This window comes from Enterobacter sp. UPMP2052 (genome assembly GCF_053709675.1).
Map to the genome: position 1 here is coordinate 1,495,478 of NZ_JBSKJR010000001.1, position 26,595 is coordinate 1,522,072.

The 26,595-nt window shown below is 56.5% G+C and carries 24 protein-coding genes; 13 read left to right on the forward strand and 11 right to left on the reverse strand.

Features of this window, described 5'->3' with window-relative positions; genetic code table 11:
* Positions 1 to 36: 36 nt before the first annotated feature.
* Positions 37 to 1,344, forward strand: coding sequence for a rhodanese-like domain-containing protein (locus ACWKX3_RS06975; protein WP_454541508.1), 1,308 nt, complete (start codon positions 37 to 39; stop codon positions 1,342 to 1,344).
* Here ACWKX3_RS06975 and ACWKX3_RS06980 read toward each other — a convergent pair.
* Together ACWKX3_RS06980 and ACWKX3_RS06985 are read right to left on the reverse strand one after the other, a co-directional pair.
* On the reverse strand, positions 1,341 to 1,958 hold the full coding sequence (locus ACWKX3_RS06980; RefSeq protein ID WP_454541509.1) for a CDP-alcohol phosphatidyltransferase family protein: 618 nt from the start codon (positions 1,956 to 1,958) through the stop codon (positions 1,341 to 1,343). The two genes, ACWKX3_RS06975 and ACWKX3_RS06980, sit on opposite strands and share 4 nt — an antisense overlap.
* Positions 1,951 to 2,520, reverse strand: a complete 570-nt coding sequence (locus ACWKX3_RS06985) for a carboxymuconolactone decarboxylase family protein (RefSeq protein WP_137272031.1) — start codon at positions 2,518 to 2,520, stop codon at positions 1,951 to 1,953. Before ACWKX3_RS06985 ends, ACWKX3_RS06980 begins: the two co-directional genes overlap by 8 nt.
* Positions 2,521 to 2,595: 75 nt before the next feature.
* Here ACWKX3_RS06985 and ACWKX3_RS06990 point away from each other — a divergent pair, with 75 nt between their 5' ends.
* Positions 2,596 to 3,012, forward strand: a complete 417-nt coding sequence (locus ACWKX3_RS06990; RefSeq protein WP_280115135.1) for a pyrimidine (deoxy)nucleoside triphosphate diphosphatase — start codon at positions 2,596 to 2,598, stop codon at positions 3,010 to 3,012.
* On the opposite strand, the gene ACWKX3_RS06995 is transcribed toward ACWKX3_RS06990, so the two are convergent.
* A complete protein-coding gene (locus ACWKX3_RS06995) occupies positions 2,972 to 3,244 on the reverse strand; it encodes a YnjH family protein (protein WP_042319595.1) in 273 nt (90 codons plus the stop codon). The two genes, ACWKX3_RS06990 and ACWKX3_RS06995, sit on opposite strands and share 41 nt — an antisense overlap.
* A 227-nt stretch (positions 3,245 to 3,471) precedes the next feature.
* Here ACWKX3_RS06995 and gdhA point away from each other — a divergent pair, with 227 nt between their 5' ends.
* Positions 3,472 to 4,815 carry an NADP-specific glutamate dehydrogenase gene (gdhA, locus tag ACWKX3_RS07000; protein ID WP_058609055.1) on the forward strand — a complete coding sequence of 448 codons (1,344 nt, stop codon included), beginning with the start codon at positions 3,472 to 3,474 and terminating at the stop codon, positions 4,813 to 4,815.
* Positions 4,816 to 4,928: 113 nt separating this feature from the next.
* On the opposite strand, the gene ACWKX3_RS07005 is transcribed toward gdhA, so the two are convergent.
* From ACWKX3_RS07005 to ACWKX3_RS07015, 3 genes are all read right to left on the reverse strand, one after another.
* Complete coding sequence (locus ACWKX3_RS07005; RefSeq protein WP_058609056.1) at positions 4,929 to 6,842, reverse strand: DNA topoisomerase III; 1,914 nt, start codon at positions 6,840 to 6,842, stop codon at positions 4,929 to 4,931.
* A 4-nt stretch (positions 6,843 to 6,846) separates the two neighbouring features.
* Entirely contained in the window at positions 6,847 to 7,890 is a 1,044-nt protein-coding gene (gene selD / locus ACWKX3_RS07010; protein ID WP_058609057.1) for a selenide, water dikinase SelD, read from the reverse strand.
* A 116-nt stretch (positions 7,891 to 8,006) separates the two neighbouring features.
* On the reverse strand, positions 8,007 to 8,558 hold the full coding sequence (locus ACWKX3_RS07015; protein WP_006174818.1) for an NAD(P)H nitroreductase: 552 nt from the start codon (positions 8,556 to 8,558) through the stop codon (positions 8,007 to 8,009).
* A gap of 167 nt (positions 8,559 to 8,725) precedes the next feature.
* Here ACWKX3_RS07015 and sppA point away from each other — a divergent pair, with 167 nt between their 5' ends.
* The 4 genes from sppA to ACWKX3_RS07035 all read left to right on the forward strand — a co-directional run bounded on the left by sppA (position 8,726) and on the right by ACWKX3_RS07035 (position 13,761).
* Positions 8,726 to 10,582 (forward strand): signal peptide peptidase SppA, encoded by a 1,857-nt coding sequence (sppA, locus tag ACWKX3_RS07020; RefSeq protein ID WP_006174817.1) that lies wholly within the window; start codon positions 8,726 to 8,728, stop codon positions 10,580 to 10,582.
* Between the two features lie 58 nt (positions 10,583 to 10,640).
* Entirely contained in the window at positions 10,641 to 11,657 is a 1,017-nt protein-coding gene (gene ansA / locus ACWKX3_RS07025) for an asparaginase (protein ID WP_454541510.1), read from the forward strand.
* 9 nt (positions 11,658 to 11,666) lie between these two features.
* Positions 11,667 to 12,308 (forward strand): bifunctional nicotinamidase/pyrazinamidase, encoded by a 642-nt coding sequence (pncA, locus tag ACWKX3_RS07030; protein ID WP_454541511.1) that lies wholly within the window; start codon positions 11,667 to 11,669, stop codon positions 12,306 to 12,308.
* A 199-nt stretch (positions 12,309 to 12,507) separates the two neighbouring features.
* Entirely contained in the window at positions 12,508 to 13,761 is a 1,254-nt protein-coding gene (locus ACWKX3_RS07035; RefSeq protein ID WP_454541512.1) for a glycoside hydrolase family 18 protein, read from the forward strand.
* Positions 13,762 to 13,809: 48 nt separating this feature from the next.
* Here the strand turns inward: ACWKX3_RS07035 and ACWKX3_RS07040 are convergent, their stop codons facing one another.
* Positions 13,810 to 14,082 carry a YeaC family protein gene (locus ACWKX3_RS07040; RefSeq protein WP_006174813.1) on the reverse strand — a complete coding sequence of 91 codons (273 nt, stop codon included), beginning with the start codon at positions 14,080 to 14,082 and terminating at the stop codon, positions 13,810 to 13,812.
* A gap of 41 nt (positions 14,083 to 14,123) precedes the next feature.
* On the reverse strand, positions 14,124 to 14,537 hold the full coding sequence (gene msrB, locus ACWKX3_RS07045) for a peptide-methionine (R)-S-oxide reductase MsrB (RefSeq protein WP_454541513.1): 414 nt from the start codon (positions 14,535 to 14,537) through the stop codon (positions 14,124 to 14,126).
* 341 nt (positions 14,538 to 14,878) lie between these two features.
* Here msrB and gapA point away from each other — a divergent pair, with 341 nt between their 5' ends.
* Together gapA and ACWKX3_RS07055 are read left to right on the forward strand one after the other, a co-directional pair.
* Positions 14,879 to 15,874 carry a glyceraldehyde-3-phosphate dehydrogenase gene (gene gapA / locus ACWKX3_RS07050; RefSeq protein WP_006174810.1) on the forward strand — a complete coding sequence of 332 codons (996 nt, stop codon included), beginning with the start codon at positions 14,879 to 14,881 and terminating at the stop codon, positions 15,872 to 15,874.
* 75 nt (positions 15,875 to 15,949) lie between these two features.
* A complete protein-coding gene (locus ACWKX3_RS07055) occupies positions 15,950 to 16,834 on the forward strand; it encodes a D-hexose-6-phosphate mutarotase (RefSeq protein ID WP_454541514.1) in 885 nt (294 codons plus the stop codon).
* Between the two features lie 699 nt (positions 16,835 to 17,533).
* On the opposite strand, the gene ACWKX3_RS07060 is transcribed toward ACWKX3_RS07055, so the two are convergent.
* Complete coding sequence (locus tag ACWKX3_RS07060; RefSeq protein WP_006174807.1) at positions 17,534 to 18,280, reverse strand: MipA/OmpV family protein; 747 nt, start codon at positions 18,278 to 18,280, stop codon at positions 17,534 to 17,536.
* A 432-nt stretch (positions 18,281 to 18,712) separates the two neighbouring features.
* On the opposite strand from ACWKX3_RS07060, the gene yeaG reads away from it, so the two are divergent.
* From yeaG to ACWKX3_RS07075, 3 genes are all read left to right on the forward strand, one after another.
* On the forward strand, positions 18,713 to 20,647 hold the full coding sequence (gene yeaG / locus ACWKX3_RS07065; RefSeq protein ID WP_454541515.1) for a protein kinase YeaG: 1,935 nt from the start codon (positions 18,713 to 18,715) through the stop codon (positions 20,645 to 20,647).
* Between the two features lie 73 nt (positions 20,648 to 20,720).
* Positions 20,721 to 22,004: a YeaH/YhbH family protein gene (locus ACWKX3_RS07070; RefSeq protein ID WP_454541516.1), complete on the forward strand. Its 1,284-nt coding sequence runs from the start codon at positions 20,721 to 20,723 to the stop codon at positions 22,002 to 22,004.
* A gap of 114 nt (positions 22,005 to 22,118) precedes the next feature.
* Positions 22,119 to 22,619 carry a YbaK/prolyl-tRNA synthetase associated domain-containing protein gene (locus ACWKX3_RS07075; protein ID WP_141114440.1) on the forward strand — a complete coding sequence of 167 codons (501 nt, stop codon included), beginning with the start codon at positions 22,119 to 22,121 and terminating at the stop codon, positions 22,617 to 22,619.
* 16 nt (positions 22,620 to 22,635) lie between these two features.
* On the opposite strand, the gene ACWKX3_RS07080 is transcribed toward ACWKX3_RS07075, so the two are convergent.
* A complete protein-coding gene (locus ACWKX3_RS07080; RefSeq protein ID WP_454541517.1) occupies positions 22,636 to 24,675 on the reverse strand; it encodes a TonB-dependent copper receptor in 2,040 nt (679 codons plus the stop codon).
* A gap of 186 nt (positions 24,676 to 24,861) precedes the next feature.
* Complete coding sequence (gene yoaI / locus ACWKX3_RS07085; RefSeq protein ID WP_088207477.1) at positions 24,862 to 24,966, reverse strand: small membrane protein YoaI; 105 nt, start codon at positions 24,964 to 24,966, stop codon at positions 24,862 to 24,864.
* A gap of 283 nt (positions 24,967 to 25,249) precedes the next feature.
* Here yoaI and ACWKX3_RS07090 point away from each other — a divergent pair, with 283 nt between their 5' ends.
* Positions 25,250 to 26,581, forward strand: a complete 1,332-nt coding sequence (locus ACWKX3_RS07090; protein ID WP_058609064.1) for a glycoside-pentoside-hexuronide (GPH):cation symporter — start codon at positions 25,250 to 25,252, stop codon at positions 26,579 to 26,581.
* Positions 26,582 to 26,595: the final 14 nt, after the last annotated feature.

Sequence of the window (26,595 nt, forward strand, 5' to 3'; positions counted from 1 at the left end):
CAATGGCGCACTCTTTTACTGACGTCAGGTTTTACGATGAAACGTGTTTCTCAACTGACCGCGCTGGCCCTGCTTTGCGGCCTCGCCTCTTTCTCCTCCGTTGCGGCTGATATGGCTACTTCACTGACCCTCGCCCAGCTTCAGCAACAGCATGGCGCGGCGATCGATACCCGCCCGAGTGCGTTTTATAACGGCTGGCCGCAGACGCCGGGGGCATCCTCCGGGCATGAGCCTGCCGCCCTGAACCTTTCGGCATCCTGGCTTGGGGCGATGAGCGATGACCAGCTCAGCGCCTGGGCGAAACAGCACCATCTGACACCCGCCACGGCGATTGCCCTCTACGGCAGCGACAGTGACAATCAGGCCGTACAAGCGCGCCTGGAAAAAGCGGGCTTTACCCACGTGTCATTGCTGAGCGATGCCCTGACGCACGCCGATCGTCTGCAACGTTTGCCGCATTTTGAGCAACTGGTCTATCCCGAGTGGATCCATAATTTGCAGCAGGGTAAGCCCGTCACTGCCGCCCCGGCGGGCGACTGGAAAATAGTTGAAGCCGCCTGGGGCGCGCCGAAACTCTACCTGCTGAGCCACATTCCCGGCGCGGGCTACATTGACACCAACGATGTGGAAAGCGAGCCGCTGTGGAACAAAGTGTCGGACGACAAGCTGAAAGCGCTGCTGGCCAAAAACGGTATCCGTCATGACACCACCGTGATTCTGTATGGTCGCGATGTGTACGCCGCCGCGCGCGTGGCGCAAATCATGCTGTATGCCGGCGTGAAGGATGTGCGCATTCTCGATGGCGGCTGGAAAACATGGTCCGATGCGGGGCTGCCGGTAGAGCGTGGTATGCCTGCGAAGGTCAAACCCGCGCCTGACTTTGGCGCACCGCTCCCCGGCCAGCCTCAGCTGATGGTGGATATGGAACAGGCCAGAGGGATGCTGCATCGCCAGGACGCTTCGCTGGTGAGTATTCGTTCATGGCCGGAGTTTATCGGCGAAACCAGCGGCTACAGCTACATCAAGCCAAAAGGTGAAATCGCCGGGGCACGCTGGGGCCATGCGGGCAGCGACGCTACGCACATGGAAGACTTCCATAACCCGGACGGCACCATGCGCAGCGCCGATGACATTGCCGCCATGTGGAAAACGTGGAACATCCTGCCGGATCAGCACGTGGCGTTCTACTGCGGTACCGGCTGGCGCGCGTCAGAAACCTTCATGTACGCGCGCGCAATGGGCTGGAAAAACGTCGCCGTATACGACGGCGGCTGGTACGAATGGAGTGCCGATCCGAAAAACCCGATCGTCACCGGTGAGCGCGGGCCTGAAAGCGTTCGCTAGCGGGTAAGTGACTTCAGCGTCACGTAGCCGCTCCAGATGCGCGTTGTGGTGGTCAGCCAGCATAACGCGCCGAATACCCACGCAAACAGCGTGAAGTGTGCCGGGAACAGGCAGCACAGCACGAACAGCGCGATAGTCTCCGTCCCTTCCGTTAACCCGCCGATATAGTAAAACGACTTGTGCGCATAGCCCGGGTTATCAATGTTGTGCTTCGCCGCCAGCGCGGCAAACGCCAGAAAGCTGCTGCCGGTACCGATAAAGGCGAACAGCAGCCAGGCGGCGGCCAGCGCATTTTCTGCAGGCGCAGCAAGGGCAAAACCAAACGGCACCAGCGCGTAGAACAGAAAATCGAGCGCGATATCAAGAAAGCCCCCGGCATCGCTCAGCCCTCTGCGGCGCGCCAGCGCACCGTCCAGACCATCCATAAGCCGGTTTACCAGAATGACGAACAGTGCCGCCGGGTACCAGCCCAGCGCCAGAAACGGCAGCGCCAGTACCCCCACCGCAAACCCGACCAGGGTTACGCCATCTGGCGTAACAAAAGGCTTGTCTAGTGCGGCGACGAGCGTGTTCAACATCGGTTTGATGCGCGGGTGCAGGTGGCGATCAAGCATGGGGAGTCTCTTTAACGGTGGCGCACAGCCCCTGGGATGGAATGTCCAGGGCGGCATTAAAGCGGGCTGACAGATTCTGAAAGGCGATCAGCGCCGTCATCTCGGTGATGGCCGCATCGGAAAAGTGGCGATGCAGACGCTGTTTGAGTTCATCATCCACCCGAGGTGGCGTAGCCGTTACCGCCTCGGCATACGCCAGCGCGGCGCGCTCCTCCTCGCTGAACAGCGCAGAATGGTACCAGTCGCTGACGGCCTGTGCTTTATCCAGCGCTCCCGCACGCTCGGCCAGGCGCAGGCTGTTGGCATCAATACAGAATGCGCAGTGGCAAAGTTGGGAGACGCGGGTCATCAGCAGCGACCGGAGCACCGGGCTGAGGCGCGCCTTACGCCGTTCAAGAAAACCGACAAACAGCGCCACCAGCCAAAACAGAGGCGGCATGCGCGCCCACCAGCGCGTGGGGTTCAGCACCGCGCCGAAGTGTTTCTTCTGCATGGCGGCAATCGGTTTTAGGCTGACGGGAAGGTTTTTGACGGGTGCAACCCAGGTGGTTGTCTCTTTCACCTGCTTCTCCTGATGACTGGACTCTTTCAAAGGGCACGATAATATGTCGTTTTTCTTTACCAATCATTGATGACCATGCTGAAAATAGTCGATGTCGTTGCGGCAATTATCGAAAAAGACGACAAAATTTTACTGGCCCAGCGACCGCCACATGCCGATCAGCCCGGGATGTGGGAATTCGCGGGCGGCAAAGTCGAGGCCGGTGAAACCCAGCCTCAGGCGTTGATCCGCGAGCTGCGCGAAGAGTTGGGTATCGACGCCGAACCGGGGGTATATGTCGCCAGCCACCAGCGTGAAGTGTCGCAGCGGATTATCCATCTGCATGCCTGGCATGTTCCCGCCTGGCGCGGAGAACTCACCGCACACTATCACAGCGCGCTGGCGTGGTGCTCTCCCGAGGAGGCCTTGCGCTACGCCCTGGCACCAGCGGATATCCCTCTGCTTGAGGCCTTTATGCTTTTACGCGCCGCCAGACCAGCGGGTTCGTGCTGATAGTGCGTTCATCGCGCTGGCACTGTAACAGCACGCCGTCCGCTTTAACGACCGCGCCCTCCGAGTAGTTTTGATCCTGATAGATGCAGCACTGGTTACAGGGCTGCGCACGCTGCCCCCCGGAGCTGAACACCTCTGGCGGGACGTTCACCTCCACGTCCGGGCGAATACGGTCGGCCTGCGCCGTTGCGGACAGAAGCGCGAGTAAGGCGGTAGCGATATAACGGTTCATAGACGGTTCTTCCTGTTGTGTCCTGATAATGACTATAACGGTAAACCCGGGTCGAACCTTTAATTTATCTCATCATCGTTTTTTGTTATGACCCGAGGCGAATAATGAATTTCCCTTTCGCGAGAAATTTCCGCTTGCCTCGGCGGGCCGTGCGGGTGGTATAGTCAAAAAAACAACACAAATCGCATAAACCATTATACAAACGATTATAAGAGGTTCTTATATCTATGGATCAGACACGCTCTCTGGACAGTTTCCTTACCCATGTTCAACAGCGCGACCCGCATCAAAGCGAGTTTGCGCAGGCCGTTCGTGAAGTCATGACCACCCTGTGGCCTTTCCTTGAAGCGAACCCGCGCTATCGTCAACTGTCCCTGCTGGAACGTCTGGTAGAGCCAGAGCGCGTGATCCAGTTTCGCGTGACGTGGGTGGACGATCGCAATCAGGTACAGGTTAACCGCGCATGGCGCGTGCAGTTTAACTCCGCCATCGGGCCGTTTAAGGGCGGGATGCGCTTCCACCCTTCCGTCAACCTTTCCATTCTGAAGTTCCTCGGCTTTGAGCAGACCTTCAAAAACGCCCTGACCACGCTGCCGATGGGCGGGGGTAAAGGCGGCAGCGATTTCGATCCAAAAGGCAAAAGCGAAGGTGAAGTCATGCGCTTCTGCCAGGCGCTGATGACCGAGCTGTATCGTCATCTTGGCCCGGACACCGACGTGCCAGCCGGTGATATCGGCGTGGGCGGTCGCGAGGTCGGCTTTATGGCCGGCATGATGAAAAAGCTCTCCAACAACAGCGCCTGCGTCTTTACCGGTAAAGGCCTGTCGTTTGGCGGCAGCCTGATCCGCCCGGAAGCGACCGGCTACGGCCTGGTCTACTTCACCGAAGCGATGCTCAAACGCCACGGTTTAGGCTTTGAAGGTATGCGCGTGGCCGTCTCCGGCTCCGGCAACGTGGCGCAGTATGCGATTGAAAAAGCGATGCAGTTTGGCGCACGCGTTATTACGGCCTCTGACTCCAGCGGTACCGTGGTGGACGAAGCAGGCTTTACGGCTGAGAAGCTGGCTCGCCTGTGCGAAATTAAAGCCAGCCGCGACGGGCGCGTGGCCGATTATGCCCGCGAGTTTGGCCTGACCTATCTCGAAGGCAAACAGCCGTGGTCAGTGCCGGTGGATATCGCGCTGCCGTGTGCCACGCAGAACGAACTGGACGTGGACGCTGCGCGTACCCTGATTGGCAACGGCGTGAAGGCGGTGGCAGAAGGCGCAAACATGCCAACCACCATTGAAGCGACGGACCTGTTCCTGGACGCGGGCGTGCTGTTTGCGCCAGGAAAAGCCGCGAACGCGGGCGGGGTTGCCACCTCCGGCCTGGAGATGGCACAAAACGCCGCGCGTATGGGCTGGAAAGCGGAGAAAGTGGACGCGCGCCTGCATCACATCATGCTGGATATCCATCACGCCTGCGTGGAGTACGGCGGAGAGGCATCGCAGACCAACTATGTGCGCGGTGCCAATATCGCCGGTTTCGTGAAGGTGGCGGATGCGATGATTGGGCAGGGTGTGATTTAAGATTTCAGACCGAATCGCCGTATAGGCCCGGTAAGCGTCAGCGCCACCGGGCTTTTTTTGGCAACAGCACCGTCAACCGCCGGGTGGCGGCTGCGCCTTACCCGGCCTACGGTTTAAGAGGCTGCCGCGCTCTTTTTCTTTTTAAACGGCTTCTTCGCGCCGCCGCCTGGCGCAACCATTCCCCGGAAGCGCTTCACCGGCGTGCTGCGCGCCTGGTCGATCAGCTGATACAGTGTCCCGACCAGTGGCTGCATAAAGTCCTGATAGCGGCACTGCTTTTCACTGATTTGCGTCAGCACCGATTCCCAGTGCGCGGTCATGTCCGGCCTCGCAGCCAGCTCCGGCAGGGAGTGGATCAACGCCCTGCCCGGTTCCGTTGAATGAATGTAGCGCCCTTTTTTCTCGAGGAAGCCGCGTTTAAACAGCAGCTCGATGATCCCCGCGCGGGTCGCTTCCGTCCCCAGTCCGTCGGTGGCCCGCAGGATCTTCTTCAGATCTTTGTCCTGCACAAAACGAGCGATACCGGTCATCGCCGACAGCAGCGTCGCATCGGTGAAATGACGCGGCGGCTGGGTCTGACGCTCCACCACTTCGCCTTTCTCACACAACAGTTCATCGTCTTTTGCCACCACCGGCAGCGGCGTGCCGTCGTTTTCTTCGTCACGCTCTTTGTTGCCCAGCAGCGTGCGCCAGCCCGCTTCCGCCAGGAAACGCGCTTTAGCGACAAATTTGCCTTTGGCGATGTCGAGTTCAATCACGCATTTGCGGAATACCGCATCCGGGCAGAACTGCATCAGGTACTGACGGGCCACCAGGTTATAGACCTTTGACTCGTTTTCCGTGAGATTGACGTTGCTGGTGCGCGCCGTCGGGATGATGGCGTGGTGGGCATCCACCTTTTTATCGTCCCAGCAGCGGTTACGGGTATCCGGGTTCACGGCAGGCTGCGGCAGCAGGTCCGGCGCGTGGACGCCAATCGCGTTCATCACCGCGTGACGCCCGGCAAAATGTTCTTCCGGCAGATAACGGCTGTCCGAACGCGGATAGGTGATAAGTTTATGGGTTTCGTAGAGTTTCTGGCAGATGTCCAGCACGTTCTGCGCGCTCAGACCAAAGCGTTTGGCGGCCTCAATCTGCAGGGCAGAGAGCGAAAACGGCAGCGGCGCGGGTTCTGATTCCCGTTTATCGTTATAGCTGGTGACGATAGCGGGCTGACCGGTAATGCGGTTAACGACGTGCTCCGCCAGCGGGCGGTGCAGCAGTCGCCCCTCTTCGTCCTGATAAGATTCGCACGCATCACTCGGCTGCCAGACGGCGGTAAACCGTTCATCCTTCGGGGTAACGATGTGCGCTTTCACTTCGAAGAAATCTTTGGCGACGAAGTTTTCAATCTCTTCATCACGCCGTACCACCAGCCCCAGCACCGGCGTCTGAACGCGCCCGACGGAGAGCACGCCCTGATAACCCGCGTTGCGCCCGAGAATGGTGTAGGCGCGGGTCATATTGATGCCATAGAGCCAGTCCGCACGCGCACGCGCCAGCGCCGAGACGCACAGCGGGATAAATTCGCTGTTGGCGCGCAGACGCGTAATTGCACGCTCCACCGCCTGCGGGTTGAGGTCGTTGATCAGGCAGCGCTGCACCTGCTGGCGTTTTTCCGGGGCCAGCTCAAGATAATCCAGCACCTCGTCCACCAGCAGTTGCCCTTCTCTGTCCGGGTCACCCGCGTGGATGACTTCAGACGCCTCATGCAGGAAGCGCTTGATGACGTTGAGCTGTTTGGTCACCGAGGGCCGGGGCTGCAACCGCCATTTTTCCGGCACGATGGGCAGGTCATTGAGGTTCCAGCGGGCATAGCGGCTGTCATAGACATCCGGCTGCGCCTGCTCGAGCAGGTGACCGATACACCAGGTCACCACCTGCCCGTTTCCGCATTCGATAAAGCCGTCGCCTTTGCGATGCGGTTTAGGCAGCACATCGGCAATGGCTCGGGCCAGACTTGGCTTTTCGGCAATAAACAACCGCATCGAATTAACGGATCTCAATCATCGGACGGCCACCGCGGGCGGTAACCAGCTCGCCGATCGCCGTCAGGGTGATGCCAAACTCAGCGGCGGTCGCCTGTACATCCGCTTCTGCTTCCGGCGTGACCGCCAGCAGCAGGCCGCCGGAGGTTTGCGGATCGCACAGCAGGTCGCGCCACGCCTCAGGCATCTCACCCATCAGATGACCGTAGCTGGCGAAGTTACGCTGCGTACCGCCCGGTACCGCGCCCTGCGCAATGTATTCTTCCACGCCCGGCAGCTTCGGCACGTCCTGATACCAGACCTGCGCCTGCACGCCTGCGCCCTGACACACTTCGCTCAGGTGACCGAGCAGGCCAAAGCCGGTGACGTCGGTCATGGCTTTCACCCCGTCGATGTTGGCAAACGCCGCACCGGCCAGGTTCATCTGACACATCACTTCCGTTGCCAGCCCGATATGCTCCGGCTTGAGCAGCGATTTCTTCTCGGCGGTGGTCAGCACGCCAATGCCCAGCGGCTTGGTGAGGAACAGTTTGCAGCCCGCCTGCGCGGTGCTGTTGCGCTTCACGCGCTCGGTTGGTACCACGCCCGTCACGGCCAGACCAAAAATCGGCTCCGGCGCATCAATAGAGTGCCCGCCCGCCAGCGCAATACCCGCCTGCTGACAGGCAAAACGTCCGCCTTCGATTACGTCGCGGGCAATTTCCGGCGCAAGGGTGTTGATCGGCCAGCCCAGGATCGCAATCGCCATGATCGGCTTGCCGCCCATCGCGAAGATATCGCTGATGGCGTTGGTGGCCGCAATGCGCCCGAAATCAAACGGGTTATCGACAATCGGCATAAAGAAATCGGTGGTGCTGATAATGCTGGTGCCGTTCCCCAGGTCATATACCGCTGCATCGTCACGCGTTTCGTTGCCGACAAGCAGGTTCGGGTCGACAAACTTCGCCTGCTCACTGTGCAGGATGGTTTCCAGCACCTTCGGGGAAATTTTACAACCGCAACCGGCTCCGTGGCTGTATTGCGTTAAACGAATGGTTTGCTCGCTCATGGACATCTCCTGTCATTGCAATCGCGCTATGGTAGCGCTCATTCCATAAAGAGGTAAGTATGACTGTCTGAATTCTGCGGCGGATGCTCAGAATCCAGACAGTTTAGCGCGGGGAATTAAAAACGGCTGACGAAAGGCGAGGTATCCGGCACGTTTATGGTGCTGGAGGCTTTAAGCTGCGGCGTGCCGAGATAGAGGAAACCGACAATTTTATCATGCTCACCGCAGGATAACCCCTCGCGGACGGCGGCACTTTCGGTCAGCGGGCCGGTACGCCAGATGCCGTTAAAGCCCTGGGCAAGCGCGGCCATTTGCATCGCCATGACCGCGCAGCCCGCGGACATCTCCTGCTCCCAGACGGGCACTTTATGGTCAGGCTGGCATTTCGCCACCACGGCGATAATCATTGGCGCGCGGAATGGCCCGCTGCGCGCTTTCTCGATGCCCTTCTCATCCTGACCTGCTGCCACGGCCCCTTTTTCCAGCAGGGCGCTGAAGCGCTCGCGTCCTTCACCTTCAATAATAAAGAAGTGCCACGGCTGAAGGGTGCCATGATCCGGCGCACGCAGGCCGGCACGCAAAATATTTTCCAGCTGCTCCCCCACAGGGGCCGGTTCGGCCAGGCGGGAAGCGCTACGACGGTTAACGAGCAGTTCAAGTGCGTCCATTGGTTAACTCCTGTCTTGAAATTTGCTCACAAAATTAACACGGCAGCAGATTTTGTTACAGCGCGGCAGGCGATTCCTGCTGACAAGAGGCGGTTGGGTCATTACGATAACCCCACATTGCCGTCTCGTGTCGACGGAAACAGTCATTTTCTGGTTAGGGAGAATACATGCGAACCCTTTGGCGAATCTTTGCCGGTTTCTTTAAATGGACGTGGCGACTGCTCAACTTCGTCCGCAACCTGGTGATGAACATTTTCTTCATCTTCCTGGTGCTGGTTTGCGTAGGCATCTGGATGCACATCAGCAGCACAAGCCAGGCACAGCATTCAACGCGCGGTGCGCTGCTGCTTGATATCACCGGGGTGATCGTGGATAAACCATCCACCAGCAACCGCCTGGGCGTGATTGGCCGCCAGCTGTTTGGCGCAACCTCCGACCGCCTGCAGGAAAACTCCCTGTTCGATATTGTGGATACCATCCGTCAGGCAAAAGACGACCGCAACATCACCGGTATCGTGCTCGACCTGAAAGATTTTGCCGGGGCCGATCAGCCGTCGATGCAGTACATCGGCAAAGCGCTGCGCGAATTCCGTGACGCCGGTAAGCCGGTGATTGCCGTCGGCGACAGCTACAGCCAGGGGCAATACTATCTGGCAAGCTTCGCCAATAAAATCTGGCTCTCGCCGCAGGGCACGGTTGACCTGCACGGCTTCGCGACCAACGGCCTGTACTACAAATCGCTGCTCGACAAGCTGAAAGTCACAACCCACGTCTTCCGCGTCGGCACCTATAAATCTGCCGTTGAACCGTTCATCCGTGACGATATGTCGCCTGCGGCCCGTGAAGCGGACAGCCGCTGGATTGGCGAGCTGTGGCAAAACTATCTGGGCACCATCGCCGCGAACCGTCAAATCACCAAAGAGCAAGTCTTCCCTGGCGCGCAGGGCGTGCTGGACGGCTTGCGTAAGGCCGACGGTGATACCGCCAAATATGCTCTCGACAACAAACTGGTCGATGCGCTCGGCTCAAGCGCTGACGTTGAAAAAGCGCTGACCAAACAGTTTGGCTGGAGCAAAGAGGACAAAAACTACAGCGCCATCAGCATGTACGATTACGCGGCGAAAAAACCGGATGACAGCGGCGACAGCATCGCGGTGGTCTTTGCTAACGGCGCGATTATGGACGGCCAGGAAACGCCGGGGAACGTGGGCGGCGATACGACCGCATCACAAATCCGCGATGCGCGTCTCGATCCGAAGGTGAAAGCGATTGTTCTGCGCGTAAACAGCCCAGGCGGCAGCGTCAGCGCCTCTGAGGTGATCCGCGCCGAGCTGGCCGCCGCGCGTGCCGCAGGTAAGCCGGTGGTGGTCTCGATGGGCGGAATGGCAGCATCCGGCGGCTACTGGATCTCCACGCCTGCGAACTACATCGTGGCGAACCCCAGCACGCTGACTGGCTCAATTGGTATCTTCGGAGTTATTAACACCGTTGAAAACAGCCTGGATTATCTCGGCGTGCATACCGATGGCGTCGCCACTTCACCGCTGGCCGATGTTTCGGTAACCAAGTCTCTGCCACCGGAAGTCTCGGAAATGATGCAGCTCAGCATTGAGAACGGGTATAAGCGCTTTATCACCCTGGTTGCAGACTCCCGTAAAAAAACGCCAGAGCAGATTGACCAGATTGCGCAAGGCCACGTCTGGACCGGTCAGGATGCGAAAAGCAACGGTCTGGTAGACAGCCTGGGTGATTTCGATGACGCCGTGAAAAAAGCGGCAGAGCTGGCAAAACTCAAGCAGTGGCATGTGGACTATTATCAGGACGAGCCATCGTTCTTCGATATGGTGATGAACAGCATGTCCGTTTCCGTGCGCGCGATGCTGCCTGAAGCGATGCAGGCTTATCTGCCTGCGCCTGTCGCCACTGCGGCAAAAGCGATGAAGGCGGAGAGCGACAAACTCGCGGCCTTTAACGACCCGCAAAGCCGTTACGCGTTTTGTCTGACCTGTGCTAACGTCCGTTAAATTCGTCCCCTCTTCCATGAAGAGGGGATTTTTCGTTTAAGCAACAGAATTCAACCTCATGCAGAAGAAATCGATTTACGTCGCCTATACCGGCGGTACCATTGGTATGCAGCGTTCCGAAAACGGCTATATTCCGGTCTCCGGCCATCTCCAGCGTCAGCTTGCCCTGATGCCGGAGTTCCACCGCCCGGAAATGCCTGACTTTACCATTCACGAGTATGCGCCGTTGATGGACTCCTCAGACATGACGCCGGAAGACTGGCAGCATATTGCGGAAGACATCAAAGCCCATTACGACGACTACGATGGGTTTGTGATCCTGCACGGCACCGATACGATGGCCTTCACCGCCTCGGCGCTCTCGTTCATGCTCGAGAATTTGAGTAAACCGGTTATCGTCACCGGCTCACAAATTCCGCTGGCGGAACTGCGCTCGGACGGACAGATCAACCTGCTGAACTCCCTGTACGTTGCGGCCAACTACCCGATTAACGAAGTGTCCCTGTTCTTCAATAACCGCCTCTATCGCGGCAACCGCACGACGAAAGCGCACGCGGATGGCTTCGACGCGTTTGCCTCCCCCAACCTGCCGCCGCTGCTTGAAGCGGGCATTCATATTCGTCGTCTTGGCACCCCACCGGCACCCAATACCGCAGGCGAGCTGATCGTCCACCCGATCACACCGCAGCCGATTGGCGTGGTCACCATTTATCCGGGGATCTCGGCCGATGTGGTGCGCAACTTCCTGCGCCAGCCGGTGAAGGCGCTGATCCTGCGCTCCTACGGCGTGGGTAATGCCCCGCAAAACGGTGAGTTCCTGAAAGAGCTTCAGGAGGCAAGCGATCGCGAGATCGTGGTAGTCAACCTGACCCAGTGCATGTCCGGCAAGGTGAATATGGGCGGCTACGCCACCGGCAACGCGCTGGCCCATGCGGGCGTAATTAGCGGTTTTGATATGACCGTCGAGGCCACGCTGACTAAACTTCACTATTTACTGAGTCAGGATCTGGACATAGCGTCCATTCGCCGCGCGATGATGCAAAACCTGCGCGGCGAACTGACCCCGGACGAATAAGGAGGCTTTATGAAGCAACGCGCTCTGTTACTGGTCGATTTGCAAAATGATTTTTGTGCGGGCGGCGCGCTCGCCGTCGCGGAAGGCGACAGCACCGTTGACGTGGCGAATACGCTGATCGACTGGTGTAAAGCACGCGGCGAAGCGGTAGTGGCAAGCCAGGACTGGCATCCGGCCAACCACGGTAGCTTTGCCAGCCAGCACAACGCTGAGCCTTACAGCCAGGGTGAACTGGACGGACTGGCGCAAACCTTCTGGCCCGATCACTGCGTACAGCAGACCGAGGGCGCGGAGTTGCACCCGCTGCTCAATCAGAAAGCCATTGATGCGGTGTTCCATAAAGGGGAAAACCCGGCCATCGACAGCTACAGCGCCTTTTTCGACAACGGTCATCGTCAGAAAACGGCGCTGGACGCGTGGCTGCGGCACCATGAAATCACCGAGCTGATCGTTATGGGGCTGGCAACGGATTATTGCCTGAAGTTCACCGTGCTGGATGCGTTGCAGCTTGGCTACACAGTCAGCGTGATAACCGACGGCTGTCGCGGCGTGAACATTCAGCCGCAGGACAGCGCCCAGGCGTTTATGGATATGGCGGCGGAAGGTGCCACGCTGTATACGCTGGCTGACTGGCAGGAGACGCAGGCGTAAGCATTTTAGCCGGGTGGCGCTAACGTTTACCCGGCCTACCCTGTCTTTTGGCCGGGCCACCCGGCATTTCATTCTAATCCCTCATAAAGTGAACTCCCTCGCATCTCAGGCGAAGCGGCAATGCTATTCTTTTCCGGTTGTTTTTTCGCCACGCCTTTCCGTGGCGTGGTTACTATTGTTTAGTCAAAGAGGAAATTGTATGAAACGTTTGCCCTTGCTGGCAGCATTGCCCTTGCTTTGCGCGTCGGTTGCTTCCGCCAGTTCTCTGATGTCCGTCGGCTATTTCAACGGCGGCGGCGATGTAACCGCCGGACCGGGTGGCGATATCAACACGCTCGACGTGCGCCAGATAACCCACCTCAACTACTCGTTTGGTCTGGTCTACAACGATGAAAAAGACGAAACCAACGCCGCGCTGAAAGATCCTTCAAAACTGCACCAGACTTGGCTCTCGCCAAAAGTGGCGTCCGATCTGGCGCTGATCCCTGCCCTGCGCAAACAGAACCCGAACCTGAAAGTACTGCTCTCCGTCGGCGGCTGGGGCGCGCGCGGCTTCTCCGGCGCGGCGGCAACCCAGGCATCGCGCGCGGTGTTTATCCGCTCCGCGCAGGAGATCGTCAATCAATACGGTCTGGATGGGATCGATCTCAACTGGGAGTTTCCGGTGAACGGCGCGTGGGGATTGGTCGCCAGCCAACCGGCGGACCGGGATAATTTCACCGCGCTGCTGAAAGGGTTGCGCGATGCTTTCGGGGACAAGAAGCTGGTTACGATTGCCGTTGGGGCGAATGCGGAAAGTCCGAAAAGCTGGGTTGACATGAAAGCGGTTGCCCCCCTGCTCGACTACATCAACCTGATGACCTACGACATGGCGTACGGCACTCAGTACTTCAATGCCAATCTGTATGACTCCAGCGCCTGGCCAACGGTCGCCGCGGCCGATAAATACAGCGTCGATTTTGTGGTCAACAACTACCTGGCTGCCGGCGTGAAACCCCAGCAGATGAATCTCGGGATCGGTTTTTATGGCCGCGTTCCAAAACGCTCCGTGGAGCCGGGCATCGACTGGAGCAAACCGGATGCGCAGAAAAATCCGGTGACACAGCCCTATTTCGGGCCACAGGAGATCGGTTTGTTCAAATCTCTCGGTTATGACCTGACCAAAGACACCTATGTGAAGTACAACGACATCGTGAAAAAGCTGCTGAACGATCCGCAGAAACGCTTTACGGAGCACTGGGACGATCAGGCGAAAGTGCCGTGGCTCTCCGTGACGTCTGGCGACGGTAAGGCGCTGTTTGCCCTCTCTTATGAGAACCCACGCTCAGTGGCGCTCAAAGCGGACTACATCAAGGAGAAAGGTCTGGCCGGGGCGATGTTCTGGGAGTATGGCGCGGACGATAACAACCAGCTTGCGAAGCAGCTGGCGACATCGCTGGGGATTAAGCACTAAGTGAAGCAGCCGGGTGGCGTCAACGTTACCCGGCATGCTCAGAGAGCACTATTTGAAGGTGGCAATCGGCTTCGGCGCAATGCCGAAATCTTCCTTCAGTTCCCGCTTGCTCTTCATCACCATCTGCCCCTGGGTGTCGATCGTCATGTGCTGCGCGTCGGTGTTATGGCGCGCCTGCCACAACATCACCAGTTGCAGGCTGTTCTCTTTTTGCTCTGGCGTCAGGGCCACGCCATCCGGCCATTTTCCCAGCTCGACCGCCGTGACCAGGCGCTGATAAATTTCCTGCGTCATTCCGCCGATCATGTCATCAATATTCATGATGTCTCCCGTTCAAAGGAATAATTTGCTGAATCGTTTCTTCAACCTTTGGTCTGGTCGCCATTTTCGTCATCCGTGAAGCTCATGGACGCAGAGTTAACGCAAAAACGCTCGCCCGTAGGTTGTGGGCCATCCGGGAAGACATGTCCGAGGTGCGCATCACAGTTACCGCAGCGGATCTCGGTGCGTACCATGCCGTGCGACGAGTCGGTCAGATAACGAATGGCGTCATCGCCTACTGGCTCATAAAAACTCGGCCAGCCGCAGCCGGAATCATATTTTGTTTGTGAATTGAACAGGGGGGCATCGCACACCAGACAGTGGTAGACGCCGTCGCGCTTGTTGTGCAGCAAACGCCCGGTGAATGGGGGTTCAGTCCCGTGATTCTGCGTCACGTAAAACTGCATCTCGGTCAGGTCTTTTTTCAGATCTTCGGGGTTACGTTGGTTCGACATATGCTCACATCTCGCTGTAGAAACAGACATCTTTTAACCCCGATTCTAACAAAACATTAACACCCGCGCGTAGACTTTTGTTCTAAACTTATTAGTCGCGAAAAGGCGGACAGGCAATTGTGATCTATTTCACACTTTATTCCTGAGAGGCCTTTAAAATTCCGGGCGCAGCCCCCATGTGGTTGCTAGCTCAAAGGGAAAGTGAGGCGAGTCAGTCGCACAAACGTTGGTCATAGGATTGATTTGTCGCAATGATTGACACGATTCCGCTTGACGCTGCGTAAGGTTTTTGTAATTTTACAGGCAACCTTTTATTCACTAACAAATAGCTGGTGGAATATATGACTATCAAAGTAGGTATCAACGGTTTTGGCCGTATCGGCCGTATTGTTTTCCGTGCTGCTCAGGAACGTTCTGACATCGAAATCGTTGGTATCAACGATCTCCTGGACGCTGAATACATGGCGTACATGCTGAAGTACGACTCAACTCACGGTCGTTTCAACGGCACCGTTGAAGTGAAAGACGGCCACCTGGTTGTTAACGGCAAAACCATCCGCGTGACTGCTGAGAAAGACCCAGCTAACCTGAAATGGAACGAAATCGGTGTTGACGTTGTTGCAGAAGCGACCGGTATCTTCCTGACCGACGAAACTGCGCGTAAACACATCACTGCGGGTGCGAAGAAAGTTGTTCTGACTGGTCCTTCCAAAGACAACACCCCAATGTTCGTTCGCGGTGCAAACTTCGAAACTTACGCTGGCCAGGACATCGTTTCCAACGCATCCTGCACCACCAACTGCCTGGCACCACTGGCTAAAGTTATCAACGACAACTTCGGTATCGTTGAAGGCCTGATGACCACCGTTCACGCAACGACCGCAACCCAGAAAACCGTTGATGGCCCGTCTCACAAAGACTGGCGCGGCGGCCGTGGCGCGGCTCAGAACATCATCCCATCTTCTACCGGTGCTGCTAAAGCTGTAGGTAAAGTGCTGCCAGAACTGAATGGCAAACTGACGGGTATGGCGTTCCGCGTTCCAACTCCTAACGTATCCGTTGTTGACCTGACCGTTCGTCTGGAAAAAGCTGCTTCTTATGAAGAAATTAAGAAAGCAATCAAAGCTGCTTCCGAAGGCGCAATGAAAGGCGTTCTGGGCTACACCGAAGACGACGTTGTTTCTACCGATTTCAACGGCGAAGTCTGCACTTCAGTATTCGATGCTAAAGCAGGTATCGCGCTGAACGACAACTTCGTTAAACTGGTTTCCTGGTACGACAACGAAACCGGCTACTCTAACAAAGTACTGGACCTGATCGCTCACATCTCCAAATAAGTTGAGATGAGAACCTGATCCAAAAAGGCGACTTCGGTCGCCTTTTTTTATTGTTTAAAGACAGAGGATTGCTGAATGATTAATAAAATATTTGCACTTCCGGTAGTCGAACAACTTACCCCTGTGCTTTCCCGCCGTCAGATTGACGGTGCTGACGTGATCGTCGTAGACCACCCGCGCGTCAAGGCTTCAATCGCCCTGAACGGTGCGCACCTTCTTTCGTGGAAACCCGAGGGTGAAGATGAAGCGCTGTGGCTGAGTGAAGCGACCTCTTTTAAAAAAGGCGCAGCCATTCGCGGCGGCGTACCTGTTTGCTGGCCGTGGTTTGGCCCGGCCGCGCAGCAGGGTCTGCCGGCGCACGGGTTTGCCCGCAACCAGCAGTGGACGCTGAAAGCCCACAATGACGATGACAACGGCGCGGTGCTCACCTTTGAGCTTCAGGCGAATGATGAAACCCGCGTTCTGTGGCCGCACGACTTCACGCTGTACGCGCGTTTCAAGCTGGGTAAAACCTGCGAAATCGAGCTGGAAGCTCACGGCGTGTTCGAGACCACCAGCGCCCTGCACACCTATTTCAACGTGGGTGACATCAGCGCGGTCAAGGTGAGTGGACTCGGCGATACCTTTATCGACAAAGTGGATAACGCCAAAGAGGGCAAACTGGACGACGGCGTACAGACCTTCCCGGACCGCACCGACCGCGTGTACCTGCATCCGGAAGCCTGTAGCGTGATCCACGACAGCGCCCTGAATCGCGCTATCAACGTTGTACACCATCACCACAGCAACGTGGTGGGCTGGAACCCTGGTCCGGCGCTCTCCGTCAGCATGGCCGACGTGCCGGATGACGGCTACAAGACCTTTGTCTGTGTAGAAACCGCCTGCGTGACCGCGCCGCAGAAAACCAGTGAAGAAAATCCGTCTCGTTTAGGCCAGACCATTAGCATCGTTAAGCGCTAAGACGAAACGCCCCTCTCCCTTCGGGGAGAGGGTTCCCCAGAAAATTTTTAACCGGAAGCGATTAGGATTTTATTAACAGAATAAATAAGTTAAAGCGACATCCCGGTCCGGCTGAAAATCGCTGAGGCGTTTGCCTTTCGGCCGGGGCGAGGCGCAGGGATGCGCCGAGAGGGCGGATTTACAGGGACGTTGCCTCCGCCCGTCCCCGATAAGCCGGAAGGGATTAGCCGAAGGCACCGCGAAGCGGCGATTTTCTTTGCCGGGAGCCCGGATTGTTAAGGAGGCGGCGGTGAGCCTCCTTAACACGTTCACAAGTCGTGTGATTCCAGAGTAGCAAGGCTCGTAAAGTGAACGGAATAACCACCACAGCCGTATGTTCCCCCTCACCCCAGCCCTCTCCCTGAATGGAGAGGGAGTATTCTGTGCCTGGCTGTAATTTCTGGGGATTCCTCAGTCCCCCGGGGAGAGGGAAAAGCCGCAGTCAGCAGAATATCTAACGCGCCCGCATTCGCTTTAACATGTTCAATGGACGCCGATGGGCAATCTCATTGATGAGCGGATGGCAGGCAGCGGACGTTGTCCGGAAAATGTCACGGTTTTTACGCTCATATCACTCTCCTGTTTGGGTGCACCAGCCTAAAGCAAACGGGGCGCAAGCGCCCCGTTGTGATACTCATTATGCACGTTCACCGTGCATCATCAGAACTTGTAGGTCACACCCACAGAGAAGATACCCGACCAGGACTTGTCGACCATTGGGCTATCTTTCACTTCATCGCTCAGGCGGATGTAGCGGCCAGTGCCGTACACGCTCCAGTCACCGAGGAAGTTGTAGTTGGCGCTCAGCTCCAGGTACGGATCCCAGCCATCGTCCGCATCGTAGCTTTTCAGGCCGCTGCGGCGGGATTCGTTTTTAGAAACACCGTAATAGTAGTCGTTATAGTTTTCGCTGCTGTACTGCACGCCAATACCCGGGGTAATGGTCAGCGCGCCGTTGTTGTAGCGATAAAGCCACGCCAGATCCCAGATATAGCCGTTGCTGTTATCCAGCGTATCGCCTGCCAGCGCGGTACGCAGGAAACCATACTCGGTATTGTGGACGTAAGAGAGACCCGCCATCAGGGTGCCTTTACGCTTGTCCAGTTCGCGCAGCGCACGGCTGTCGCTGTCGCCCGGACGGAAGTGCGTAGGATCGTAATACGCCATGATGGAGAGTTTATCTGACGTATCGTTCCACAGATAATAGCCGCCGCCCAGGCCACGGAACCAAACGTTATCCCCTTCATAGGTGACAACCGGAACGGGATAAACATCGCGATCGTATTGTTTGTATGGGCTGTTGATGACTCCCACGCCCGCACCAACGGTCCACTGACTTTCCGCCTGTGCGGTGCTAACTGCGGTGGCGGCAAGTACGCCCAATGCAAGAAGTTTGAGTTTGGTCACAATCCATTCTTTCCTGTAGTCAAATAATCAGCGGGTGAAGTGTAACCGCCATTTACATCTATCCTCAAATTTTTTACCCACTAAACACGTTAATTAACCTGTTATTTTTTACTTTTCAGATGACAGCCTGCTTTCAGTCATGTGAACGCGTAATGACAAATGCCCGTTCGGCTTATCTCATCCATGGATTTTTTTGGATGAGTTATTGATATGTCATTGAAATTGGATTTTACCGGCATGCAAGTTTTGCAAATGCCATCTACGCTTTAATTTAAGAGGAGATTTTGCTGAACACCCTGCAGTGCTTAGCGTTCGACCTGGCATACAGGTTGCTGCTCTGGCAGCGAGGTGCGAGAAATACTCTTCCGGGAGCCTCCACTACTCATACGAACGGCTCTTTTCCTGTGCTAAAAAACGAAAGGACGGCATGCCATGAATATATTCGATCACTATCGCCAGCGCTACGAAGCTGCCAAGGACGAAGAGTTCACACTGCAGGAGTTTCTTACCACTTGTCGGCAAGATCGCAGTGCCTATGCCAATGCGGCAGAACGGCTATTGATGGCCATCGGTGAGCCAAACATGGTTGACACTGCCCTTGAGCCACGGCTTTCCCGTCTCTTTTCGAATCGGGTGGTTGCCCGATACCCGGCGTTTGAAGAGTTCTACGGCATGGAAGATGCCATTGAGCAAATCGTCTCCTACCTCAAGCATGCCGCTCAGGGCCTGGAAGAGAAGAAACAGATCCTCTATTTACTGGGGCCTGTCGGGGGCGGTAAATCCTCTCTGGCCGAACGCCTGAAAGCGCTGATGCAGCGCGTGCCGATTTACGTGCTCAGTGCCAACGGCGAGCGCAGCCCGGTGAATGACCATCCGCTGTGCCTGTTTAATCCGCAGGAAGATGCGCAGATCCTCGATAAAGAGTTTGGCATCCCGCATCGCTACCTCGGGACCATTATGTCGCCGTGGGCGGCGAAGCGCCTGCATGAGTTTGGCGGCGATATCACCAAATTCCGCGTCGTGAAGGTGTGGCCGTCGATTCTGGAACAGATCGCCATCGCCAAAACGGAACCGGGTGATGAGAACAACCAGGACATCTCGGCGCTGGTCGGTAAAGTCGATATCCGTAAGCTGGAACACCACGCGCAAAACGATCCGGATGCCTACGGCTATTCCGGCGCGCTCTGCCGGGCGAACCAGGGGATCATGGAATTCGTCGAGATGTTTAAAGCGCCTATCAAGGTGCTGCACCCCCTGCTGACCGCCACGCAGGAAGGGAACTATAACGGGACGGAAGGTATCTCCGCCCTGCCGTTTAACGGCATCATTCTGGCGCACTCGAACGAATCAGAATGGGTCACCTTCCGTAACAACAAGAACAACGAGGCGTTCCTTGACCGCGTGTACATCGTCAAGGTGCCTTACTGCCTGCGGATCTCTGAAGAGATTAAAATCTACGAGAAGCTGCTCAACCACAGTGAACTGGTGCATGCGCCTTGCGCACCGGGAACGCTGGAAACGCTGTCGCGCTTCTCTATCCTGTCACGCCTGAAAGAGCCGGAAAACTCCAGCATCTATTCGAAAATGCGCGTGTATGACGGTGAAAGCCTGAAAGATACCGACCCGAAAGCGAAGTCGTATCAGGAGTACCGGGACTACGCCGGGGTCGATGAGGGGATGAACGGTCTTTCTACCCGATTCGCGTTTAAAATCCTCTCCCGCGTGTTTAACTTTGACCATGCGGAAGTGGCGGCTAACCCGGTGCATCTGTTCTACGTTCTGGAGCAGCAGATTGAACGCGAGCAGTTCCCGCAGGAGCTGTCCGAACGGTATCTTGAGTTCCTCAAAGGCTACCTGATCCCGAAATACGCCGAGTTTATTGGCAAAGAGATCCAGACGGCCTATCTGGAATCCTATTCGGAATATGGTCAGAACATTTTCGACCGTTACGTCACCTATGCCGACTTCTGGATCCAGGATCAGGAGTACCGCGACCCGGATACCGGCCAGCTGTTTGACCGTGAATCCCTGAACGCCGAGCTGGAAAAAATCGAGAAGCCTGCCGGGATCAGCAACCCGAAAGACTTCCGTAACGAGATCGTGAACTTCGTTCTGCGTGCCAGAGCGCATAACAACGGACGTAACCCGAACTGGACCAGCTACGAAAAACTGCGCACGGTTATCGAGAAGAAAATGTTCTCGAATACCGAAGAGCTGCTGCCGGTCATTTCGTTTAACGCCAAAACTTCAACCGACGAGCAGAAAAAGCACGACGATTTTGTCGACCGCATGATGGAGAAAGGCTATACCCGCAAACAGGTTCGCCTGCTCTGCGAGTGGTATCTGCGCGTGCGCAAATCGTCCTAAAACAAGTGCCCGGTAGCGCTCGCGCTTACCGGGCCGACAACATGCAAGTTGGCAAATGCAGTACGGGGGAACTATGACCTGGTTCATTGACCGGCGTCTTAACGGCAAAAACAAGAGCACGGTGAATCGCCAGCGCTTCTTGCGTCGTTATAAAGCGCAAATTAAACAGTCGATCTCCGAGGCCATCAACAAACGCTCGGTGACCGACGTCGACAGCGGCGAATCTGTCTCCATTCCAACCGATGACATCAGTGAACCGATGTTTCATCAGGGGCGAGGCGGCCTGCGCCATCGCGTCCATCCCGGTAATGATCACTTTATTCAGAACGACCGCATCGAACGTCCTCAGGGCGGTGGCGGCGGTTCCGGCAGTGGACAAGGCCAGGCCAGCCAGGACGGCGAAGGTCAGGATGAATTCGTCTTCCAGATTTCGAAAGATGAATATCTCGATCTGCTTTTTGAGGATCTGGCCCTGCCCAACCTGAAAAAAAATCAGCACCGGCAACTTAACGAATACAAAACCCATCGCGCGGGCTACACCGCCAACGGCGTGCCCGCCAATATCAGCGTGGTGCGTTCCCTGCAGAATTCGCTGGCACGACGCACGGCGATGACCGCAGGTAAACGGCGGGCGCTACGCGAACTGGAAACCAGCCTGAAGGTGGTGGAAAACACCGAACCGGCGCAACTGCTGGAAGAGGAGCGCCTGCGTAAGGAGATCGCGGAACTGCGCGCGAAGATCGACCGCGTACCGTTTATCGACACCTTCGATTTACGTTACAAGAACTACGAAAAACGTCCTGAACCTTCCAGCCAGGCCGTCATGTTCTGTCTGATGGACGTGTCCGGCTCGATGGACCAGGCTACCAAGGATATGGCGAAGCGGTTTTATATTCTGCTCTATCTGTTCCTGAGCAGAACCTATAAGAACGTGGAAGTGGTCTATATCCGCCATCACACTCAGGCCAAAGAGGTGGATGAACACGAGTTCTTCTATTCGCAGGAGACCGGCGGCACCATCGTCTCAAGCGCCCTGAAGCTGATGGATGACGTGGTGAAAGAGCGTTACGACCCGGCACAATGGAACATCTATGCCGCTCAGGCGTCCGATGGCGATAACTGGGCGGACGATTCCCCGCTGTGCCACGACATTCTGGCGAAAAAAATTCTGCCGGTAGTACGTTACTACAGCTATATCGAAATCACCCGACGCGCGCATCAGTCGCTGTGGCGCGAATATGAACATCTGCAGTCGATGTTCGATAACTTTGCGATGCAGCATATCCGCGACCAGGATGATATTTATCCGGTGTTCCGGGAGCTGTTCCAGAAACAATCAGCCACCAGCAATGCCTGATCCCACAGCCAGCGGCTCCGCTGGCTGTTTTCTCTCTCTGCCCTCTCCCCCCCCGGTTACACCATCTGTGCTACTGTAGTCAGTTGCGTATTGGCGTTTAACAGGGAAATCACGATGTCTGATGAAACCATGGGGACAACCACCCACCAGCAGCTTATTGCGTTACTCACCGCGCAGGGTGCGCGCTTTCGCGTGATGGAACACGACGCGGTAGGAAAATGCGAAGCGGTAAGCGAAATCCGCGGCACCGCGCTCGGCCAGGGCGCAAAAGCGCTGGTGTGCAGGGTGAAGGGAAACGGCGTGAAAAAACACGTTCTGGCGATCCTGGCGGCTGATTTGCAGGCCGACCTGAGCCAGCTTGCCAGCCATTTCGGCGGGTCAAAGGCCTCTCTCGCCAGCCCGGCCGAGGTCGATGCCCTCACCGCCTGCGTGTTTGGCGCGATCCCGCCGTTTAGCTTTCACCCGGACCTGACGCTGGTTGCCGATCCACTGCTGTTTGAGCGTTTTGATGAAATCGCCTTCAACGCCGGGCTGCTGGAAAAATCGGTCATTATGGACACCCAGGATTATCTGCGGATCGCCCGGCCCGAGCTGGTGGCGTTTCGCCGCCAGTAGGCCGGGCCGGATAGCGTCAGAAGGTGACGTTCATTTTTGCCCAGAAGGTGCGACCAGGCTCGTTAACCGGCGTGTCGGAGGAGTAGCCAAAACTGCTGTTCCCCGCCAGGTTGAGGTGCTCGCTATAGCTTTTATCGAACAGGTTATCGACGCCGCTACTCAGCTTAAGGTTCTTGTTCACCTTATAGGCCGCGTTGGCGGAGACGATCGCAAAGCCCGCGCTCTGGTCAAAGTCTTTCCCCACCACGTTGCCTTCGTTCAGCGCCACCCGGTGCTGAGGGCTGACCATGCGCAACAGCCCCGTTGAGCTTAGGTCGCCCTTCTCCCACGTCAGGCCCAGACGCGCTTCCAGGGGCGGCATCTGCGGCAGCGGCTGGTTATCGTCGGTATTTTCTCCCCACGAGTAGTTCAGCGTGGCGTCGGTTTTCCACTGATCGTTTAGCTGATAGGACGCGCCCATTTCGCCGCCCATAATGGTGGCATCAACGTTATCCGCCTGGCTGACATGGCTGTCGTCAGGGTCGTACAGGAAGAGGATGTAGTCGTTGATCCGACCCACGTAGGCAGAGATCCAGCCGGTGGTGTGCTCCCCTTTATACTGCGCGCCAATATCGAGCTGCGTTGTTTTTTCCGGTTTAAGATTGTCGAAAACATCGGATGTACCGTCCGGCCCGTAGGTCGGGGAAAAGAGTTCCCAGTAGTCCGGGAAGCGTTCGGTGTAGCCCAAACCGGCGTAGACCATCGCAGGCGCAGAGCCGAGATTATGCTCAACGCGCAGGAAGCCCGCCGGCAGCGTGTCATCCCGGCTGCTGCTGCCCACGCCGGAATAATTGTCCACCTCCACTTTGTCCAGACGCGCGCCGCCAATGATTTTGCTCAGGTCGGTGGCGTTCCAGGTCAGCTCGCCAAAGGTGCCGTAATCGTGGAAGCGGGCATCTTCCTGCCAGCCTGCGTCCTCATCCTCTTCGTTACTGCGATGGGTATTGGTTTGCATATCAACGCCGCTTTGCAACTGGAAATCGGACCACAGCCAGGTACCCATCACTCTGCCACCCACCGTGCGGCGATCGACCTGCTTGTCCATTGGCATCGACATGTCCATTGTCCCCATCGGCATACCACCCATGGTGCCGGAAGACATATCCGATGATGAACGCATGGAGTAGTTGTCCATGATATGGTTGGCATAGTTGTAGTACAGGCTCATATCCAGCGAGTCGAACACCTCACCGATATTCTCTTTTTTGAAGCGCAGCCCCAGGCTTTCACGTTTGAACTGTGAGCCGTCCATCCCGCGCCCGGCGTAGCTGGCATCGCCATTACCTTGCCCGGCAGTCAGCTCCAGCAGCGTGTCGGCATCCGGCGTCCAGCCGATGGCCATATCGGTATTCCATTTGTCCCACTTCGAGGCCACGCGATCGCCATTGCCGTCTTTATAATCGCCAGACGTTGAGTTGTTGCCGTTCAGACGCACGTAGCCATCTTCATTACCAAAGCTGACGTCAGCGTTCTCGTCGAAACGGTCGTTTGAGGCCGCAAGGAAGCTGGCGTCACCTTTGATTCCGGCTTTATCAAAGCGCGGCGGTTCGCGTTCGAACCGTACCGTCCCGGCAGAGTTTCCCGGCCCCCAGAGTACCGTTTCCGGCCCTTTGGTGACCGTCAACAGGTCGTAGCTCTCAGGGGAGATATACGAGCTGGGCGCGTCCATACGCGACGGGCAGGCTCCGAGCATTTCGCTGTCGTTAGTTAACAGGCGCAGGCGTGAGCCAAACATGCCGCGAAACACCGGATCGCCGTTACTGCCCCCGTTGCGGATCTGGCTAAACCCCGGGATGGTTTTCAGGTAATCAGAGCCGTCGCTGGCTGGCACCGGCTGGCGCGGGGTTTTTGGCGATGTCACCACTTCCAGCGGCGAGAGCACCGGTGCCGTTACGGTGATCACATCATCATCGTTTAACTGCGCCGCCGGGTTGGTCTCTGCCGCAACCGAAGAGCATGACAACGCCACCAGCAGCGATAATACCAGCGGATGAGGTTTAAAAAGGTCGTTTTCCATTCGTAAGCCCGGGGAATAAAAGAATGATGTCCCGCCGAAAACAGCTGTCCGGCTGAACGAGTTTTAGGCATAAAATTTTGCAGGGATGGGCTGCCCGGAACAACGGCGACTGAGGAGAATATGAAGTGAATAAGAGACTTGAAAAAGAAGGGTAATGCAGGTACGCGAATTTGTCAGTAAGGGAGGTTAACCGTGGCGTTCAAGAAATAATACCGATGCCACCAGGATTGCCGCAATGGTAAAAAAGGTTCCTGAAATACAGAGCATATCAACAAAGGCGGGATCGTTCATTTTCTCTCTCCAGGGTAACTTTTCTCTTTTGTAGCGCCAGATAATGACAGCGGTATGACATTTCCACGGCGGAATAAAGACGCTGTCGCTGAAACGATTCGTGAATGGCATTCCCGCTCTCGCCGCAAAATCATTATTCGTTACGTTAATTTGTTACCGGTATCACGAAAAGGAGTTTCCATAACTCCGTTGCCAAATCTCGCAATTGTGAACCGGGCGGGCGTGGTTAAACATAGTTATGACAACACATCATAAATAACCTCATACGGGCAAGGCGATTACCATGACCGATAAGATTACCCGCAAAGAAAAAATCAGCTATGGACTCGGCGATATGGCCAGCCATATCGGGCTGGATAACGTGATCATTTTTCTCACCTTTTATTATACCGACGTCGTCGGGCTGCCTGCCGCATTCGTCGGCACTATGTTCCTGCTGGCGCGCACGGCGGATGCCATTATCGATCCGGCCATGGGTTATATCGCCGACAGAACCCGCACGCGCTGGGGGAAATTCCGCCCGTGGATGTTGTGGCTGGCCCTGCCTTTTGGCGCAAGCTGCCTGCTGACGTACGCGGTGCCGGCGTCACTCGACCTGCACGGTAAAATGATTTTCGCGACCGTCAGCTACACCCTGATGATGCTGATGTACACCGCCATTAACATTCCGTACTGCTCCATGGGCGCGGTGATTACCCCTGATAACGATGCCCGTATTTCCCTGCAGTCGTACCGCTTTTTCCTCGCCACGCTGGGCGGCGCACTGTCGACATTCTTTATGATGCCGCTGGCAGAATTTATTGGGGGCGACGATAAATTACTGGGCTACCGCTGGGCGATGGCGATTATGGCAACCGTAGCAGTGATTATGTTCTGGATCTGCTTTGCGAATACCCGTGAACGCATTAATGCCCCGCCTACCCATAATAATTACCTGTCTGAGCTCCGGGATTTATTCCGTAACGATCAGTGGCGCGTGGTTGCCGTTCTGGTATTAACCAATATTGGCTTTGGGGTTATTCGCCTCGGGGCAATGATGTATTTCGTCACCTATTACCTTGGCAGCGCCAGCTATTTTATCTGGATGCTGGGCGCACATATTTTAGGTAAAGCCGCCGGGAGCGCGCTGGCAAAACGGCTGACGCAAAACTACAGCAAGGTGCAGATGTTCGGCTATTGCTCGGTGCTCGCGGGCGTATTAAGTATCGGCCTGTTCTTTGCCCCTAAATCGGTGCTGGTCCTGGTGCCGCTCACCTTTATCGTCTCCACGCTCTACCAGGCCACCACTACGCTGATGTGGGTGATGATGGCTGACGTAGCCGACTACGGCGAATGGAAGCAAGGCAAGCGCATGGACGGGGTGATCTTCTCGACGTTCCTCGCCGTACTGAAGCTCGGCATGGCGATCGGCGGCGCCATCGTCGGCTGGACCCTGGGCTTTAGCGGCTATGTGGCGAACGCCCCGGAACAGACCACCACCGCGATGTACTGCATCATCGCCCTGTTCACCCTCGTGCCCGGCATTCTGTCGCTCTGCGCGTTTGCCACGCTGCGCTGGTACAGGCTCGACGATAACACAATGAAAACTATCCAACTCGCCAAACACCCCGTTTAAAAGGACGCGCTATT